The following is a 4306-nucleotide window of genomic DNA, read 5'->3' as shown; positions in this document are numbered from 1 at the left end:
GCCCGGCCCCGCTCCTGCGCCACGTAGAGCAGCTGGGGGTACTCCCGGTCCCAGAGGGCCTGGAGCTTCGCGACATCCAGCGACTCGAAGCCACCGCGGTACTGCTCCAGCAGCGCCGTGAGCTGCTGCCTGTCCGTGTCCACCGACGCCATGCACCCCTCCCTGTCGCCCCACGAAAAGAACGTGGAGGCCCGCCCCACAGGGATGACGGGCCCCCACGCATGATGTCACCTGCTCGCATCGCGACCTACCTGGGGCATGCATCCGTTTTCCACGCGGCCTCGTAGCGCCAGGCCCTGAACCCGCCCGCCTGCCCACCGGGCGGCGCCACGGTGGCCCGTCGCGCCCGGCTCGACACGGGGTGTCGTCCCGCCATGGAAGGCCCACTTTAGAACGCACGCGCGTTCCCGACGGGTCCCATCCCCGCGAGGACGTGATGGACGCCCTCACCCTCTTTCCAAGGAGCGACATCATGGCATTGCTATCGAACCTGCTGGCCGCGCTGAGCGGCTCCCGCCGCAGCGTCCTCACCGGCAGCGGCTGGAACCGGGGACGCTCCTCCTATGGACGCCGTCCGCGCGGTTACGGCTACCGCGGACGCCAGTCCACCGGCGCGGGTGGCTCGTTCGGCCGGATGCTGCTCGCGGGCCTGGGCGCGTACGGCCTGCGCCGGTTCTTCAACAGCCGCTCGCGCGTCACCGGGTATTGAGCCGGACCGCCGGACGCGGGTGTCGCCGGGGAGTACCGTGGACTCCCCCTGTGCATGGCGCGCCCCCAGCCGGCCCCCTCAGGCACCGGAGGGTTCCACGGCCTCCTCCCGGTGCCTGACATCCCGCACGCGCCGTCCGTGCGAGCGCCTCCGCCTGGAGTAGGGTCCGGTTCCATGACCGGCCTCCGCCGGCGGAAGAGGACTCGCACACATGGCGAAGGCGAAATACGTCCTGGCCCTGGACCAGGGCACCACCGGAACCCACGTCTCCATCCTCGACACCCGGTTGCAGGTGGTGGGGCGCTCTTACAAGGAGCTGACCCAGCACTTCCCGAAGCCGTCGTGGGTGGAGCACGACCTGAACGAAATCTGGTCCACCAGCGAGTGGTGCATCGCGCGCGCCCTCAAGGACGCGGGGCTCACCGGCAAGGACATCGCCGTGGTGGGCATCACCAACCAGCGTGAAACCACCGGCCTGTGGACCCGCGACGGCGGCGAGCCCCTGGCGCGCGCCATCGTCTGGCAGGACCGCCGCACCGCGGACATCTGCCAGGAGCTCAAGAACCAGGGCGTGGAGCCCCGCGTGCGCGAGATGACGGGCCTTGTCCTGGACCCGTACTTCTCCGGCACCAAGCTCACCTGGCTCTTCAAGCACCTGAAGGGCGCGAAGAAGCGCGCGGAGAAGGGCGACGTGTGCTTCGGCACCATGGACTCGTGGCTCGTCTACAAGCTCACCGGCGGCGTGGCCCACGTCACCGACGTGTCCAATGCCAGCCGCACCCTGCTCATGGACCTGCGCTCGCTGGAATGGGACAACGAGCTGTGTTCGCTCCTGGGCGTTCCCCGCGCGTGTCTGCCGGAGATCCGCGGCAACGCGGAGGTGTATGGCACCACGCGCGGCATGAAGAGCCTGCCGGACGGCGTGCTCGTGGCGGGCATGGCGGGCGACCAGCAGGCGGCCCTCTTCGGGCAGGCGTGCTTCAACCCCGGTGAATCCAAGTGCACCTACGGCACCGGCGCCTTCCTCTTGATGAACACCGGCACCCAGCCGGTGCGCTCCACGGCCGGGCTGCTCACCACCGTGGCGTGGAAGCTGGGGGACACCACACACTACGCGCTGGAGGGCAGCTCCTTCATCGCGGGCGCCGCCGTGCAGTGGCTGCGCGACGGCCTCAAGGTCATCAAGCGCGCCCCGGACGTGGAGGCGCTGGCCGCCAGCGTGAAGGACTCCGGCGACGTCGTCTTCGTGCCGGCCCTGGCGGGCCTGGGCGCGCCGCACTGGCGTCCGGAGGCGCGCGGCCTGTTCGCCGGCCTCGACCGCTCCACCACCGTGGCGCACCTGGCGCGCGCGACGCTGGAGGGCGTGGCGCTCCAGATTTACGACCTGGCGGATGCGATGCGCCGCGACAGCGGGCGGGACATCCCCGTGTTCAAGGCGGACGGCGGCGCCGCGGCCAACAACCTGCTCATGCAGTACCAGGCCGACCTGCTGGGTGTGCCGGTGGTGCGTCCGCGCAACCTGGAGACCACCGCCCTGGGCGCGGCCTTCCTGGGCGGCCTGGGCGCCGGGGTGTGGACCAGCCCGGACGCCATCCGCCGCGCGTGGAAGGCGGACCGCACCTTCAAGCCGAAGATGAAGCCCGACGTGCGCGCGCGCCACCTGGAAAAATGGAAGCAGGCGGTTTCACGCGCGTGAGTTGACACACCGAAGAGCGGACACCGCACGCGCCGGGGCTTCCATCGGAACAGGGAGCGGGTAGAACGCGAAGCATGGCCTACGACCGCACGTTGCTCTCCCCGGATGCGCTCCAGACCTTCCTCGCGAAGCACCCCGCCTGGACGCACGAGGGCGGGATGATCCGCCGCGTCTATGAGGCGCCCTCCTTCCTGGAGGGCATCGCCTTCGTGGAGAAGGTGGCGAAGGCCGCGGAGGCCGCCAACCACCACCCGGACATCGACATCCGGTGGCGCAAGGTGACGCTGGCGCTGGTGACCCACGACGCGGGCGGCATCACCTTCCGCGACACCGACCTTGCCACGGAGGCGGACCGCCTCTTCGGCGAAGGGGCCGGCGGTCGGTGATTCAAGGCTTGCGTGGCACGGCGTGGGCCCTGGCGTGCGCGGTGTGTCTCATCGCGTCCGCCGCCCCCGCCCAGGATGAGGTCCCCACCGAGCCCCGCCCGGAGCGGCTGTACCTCAACTCCGGCGCGCTCCTGGGCGCGGCGCGCGTGGTGGGCCTGGGCGGCGCCTACGTGGGCGTCGCGGAGGGCACCGGCGGCTTCGCCAGCAACCTCACCGCCCTGGCCCAGCGCAGCCCCACGCTGGAGCGCGACTGGGACATCGGCATCACCCTGTCCGCGTTGGACCTGCCCTTCACCGGGACCCAGAGTCGGGACCTGGACAACGACGGCCGGGCCGACGAAACCGTGAACAGCCGCCAGCTGCTGGGCGCGCTGATGCTGCAATACAAGCGCTTCGGCGTCGGCTTCCTGTGGCGCAACAGCAGCGCGGGCTACTGCATCAACGTCGGCTGCCGCAACCAGGGTGACAAGCTGAGCGTCTCCCTGTCCCAGTCCGCGCTCGCGGGCTCCATCGCCTTCGGTCAGGACGACTTCATCCTGGCGCTGGGCATCTTCTCCGCGGAGGCGAGCTTCAGCGAACAGGGCGACGAGTCCTGGCTCTACGGCGACTCCGGGGTGGCGGTGGACATGCTGTTCCGTCCGCACGGGCGGCCCTACCGCATCGGCGTGGTGGTGCGGCCGGAGGTGGTGGCCGGCTGGCGGCCCGCCGAAGGCCAGGGGGCCGTCATCGCGGGGCGGCAGATCTACTCGGCGGTGGTGTCGCCCGCGTTGCTGTCCATTGGCGCCAGTTGGAGGCTGGGCGAGGGCGCGCACCGCTACAACCGGCTGTCCCCGGCCGCGCGGCGGCAGCTCCTGGTGGACGGGGATGACCTGCCGGTGCCGGACGAGGGGCCGCGTGACGCGCCGTCCGGCCGGTGGCTCCTCACCGCGCAGGTGGACCTCATCTCCAGCGTGAGCAACGCGGTGGCGGCGCGCTCGCTCGCCTCCGCGGAGGAGCCGCAGCACGTGGGCGACTCCACCGCCTTCCAGCCGCGCCTGGGCGCCGAATGGGACACCTTCCCGGGCCGCCTCCGTCTGCGCGGCGGCACCTGGCTGGAGGCGTCCCCCTTCGCGGGCCGCAACCTGCGGCCGCACCTCACCGGCGGCTTCGAGCTGTTCGTGCTGAGCTACTGGGAGGACTGGTCCGTCTCCGCGTCGTTCGACCTGGCGAGCCGGTACACCAACTGGGGCGTCTCCATCGGCTTCTGGCGGTAATGTCTGGCTTTGGAGTCCGGGTGGGTAAACGCGAGGACCAACCAGGGTGCTCGCGTCCCCTCTCCACGGCGTCCCACGCCCCACGCGCGTGACGCGCGGTGCGTTCAGCAGCGGGCGACCGAGCAGCCTCCAGGGCAGCCGTTGCTGGTGTGCGACAGCGTGAGGAACCTGCCATCCACGGAGGGGATTCCATGTATCTGGGGCGGGGGTGGCGCAGGACTGTCGTGAGAGCGACGGTGCTGGGTTTGGCGATGGGTGGGGC

Annotated in this window: 4 protein-coding genes; all 4 read left to right on the top strand. The window is 71.0% G+C overall.

Translation table 11 applies throughout. The annotated features are described in order from the left end of the window. Nucleotides 1–472: 472 nt before the first annotated feature. Nucleotides 473–709 carry a hypothetical protein gene (locus D7Y13_RS39165; RefSeq protein WP_120535039.1) on the top strand — a complete coding sequence of 79 codons (237 nt, stop codon included), beginning with the start codon at nt 473–475 and terminating at the stop codon, nt 707–709. 211 nt (nt 710–920) lie between these two features. Beyond that, nucleotides 921–2405 (top strand): glycerol kinase GlpK, encoded by a 1485-nt coding sequence (glpK, locus tag D7Y13_RS39160; RefSeq protein WP_120535031.1) that lies wholly within the window; start codon nt 921–923, stop codon nt 2403–2405. Between the two features lie 74 nt (nt 2406–2479). After that, a complete protein-coding gene (locus tag D7Y13_RS39155; protein WP_120535032.1) occupies nt 2480–2791 on the top strand; it encodes a 4a-hydroxytetrahydrobiopterin dehydratase in 312 nt (103 codons plus the stop codon). Beyond that, nucleotides 2788–4044: a hypothetical protein gene (locus tag D7Y13_RS39150; RefSeq protein ID WP_120535033.1), complete on the top strand. Its 1257-nt coding sequence runs from the start codon at nt 2788–2790 to the stop codon at nt 4042–4044. The genes D7Y13_RS39155 and D7Y13_RS39150 overlap by 4 nt, the downstream gene beginning before the upstream one ends. The last annotated feature ends 262 nt before the right edge of the window (nt 4045–4306 follow it).

The sequence above is a fragment of the Corallococcus praedator genome, from assembly GCF_003612125.1.
Lineage (GTDB): Bacteria > Myxococcota > Myxococcia > Myxococcales > Myxococcaceae > Corallococcus > Corallococcus praedator.
The sequence above is the reverse complement of the archived record's forward strand: the minus strand, read 5'-3'. Positions and strand labels throughout refer to the sequence as shown.

Bases quoted from the DNA above. Each gene is read 5' to 3' on its own strand.
- D7Y13_RS39165 (WP_120535039.1), top strand. From the start codon at position 473: ATGGCATTGCTATCGAACCTGCTGGCCGCGCTGAGCGGCTCCCGCCGC.
- D7Y13_RS39155 (WP_120535032.1), top strand. From the start codon at position 2,480: ATGGCCTACGACCGCACGTTGCTCTCCCCGGATGCGCTCCAGACCTTC.
- glpK (WP_120535031.1), top strand. From the start codon at position 921: ATGGCGAAGGCGAAATACGTCCTGGCCCTGGACCAGGGCACCACCGGA.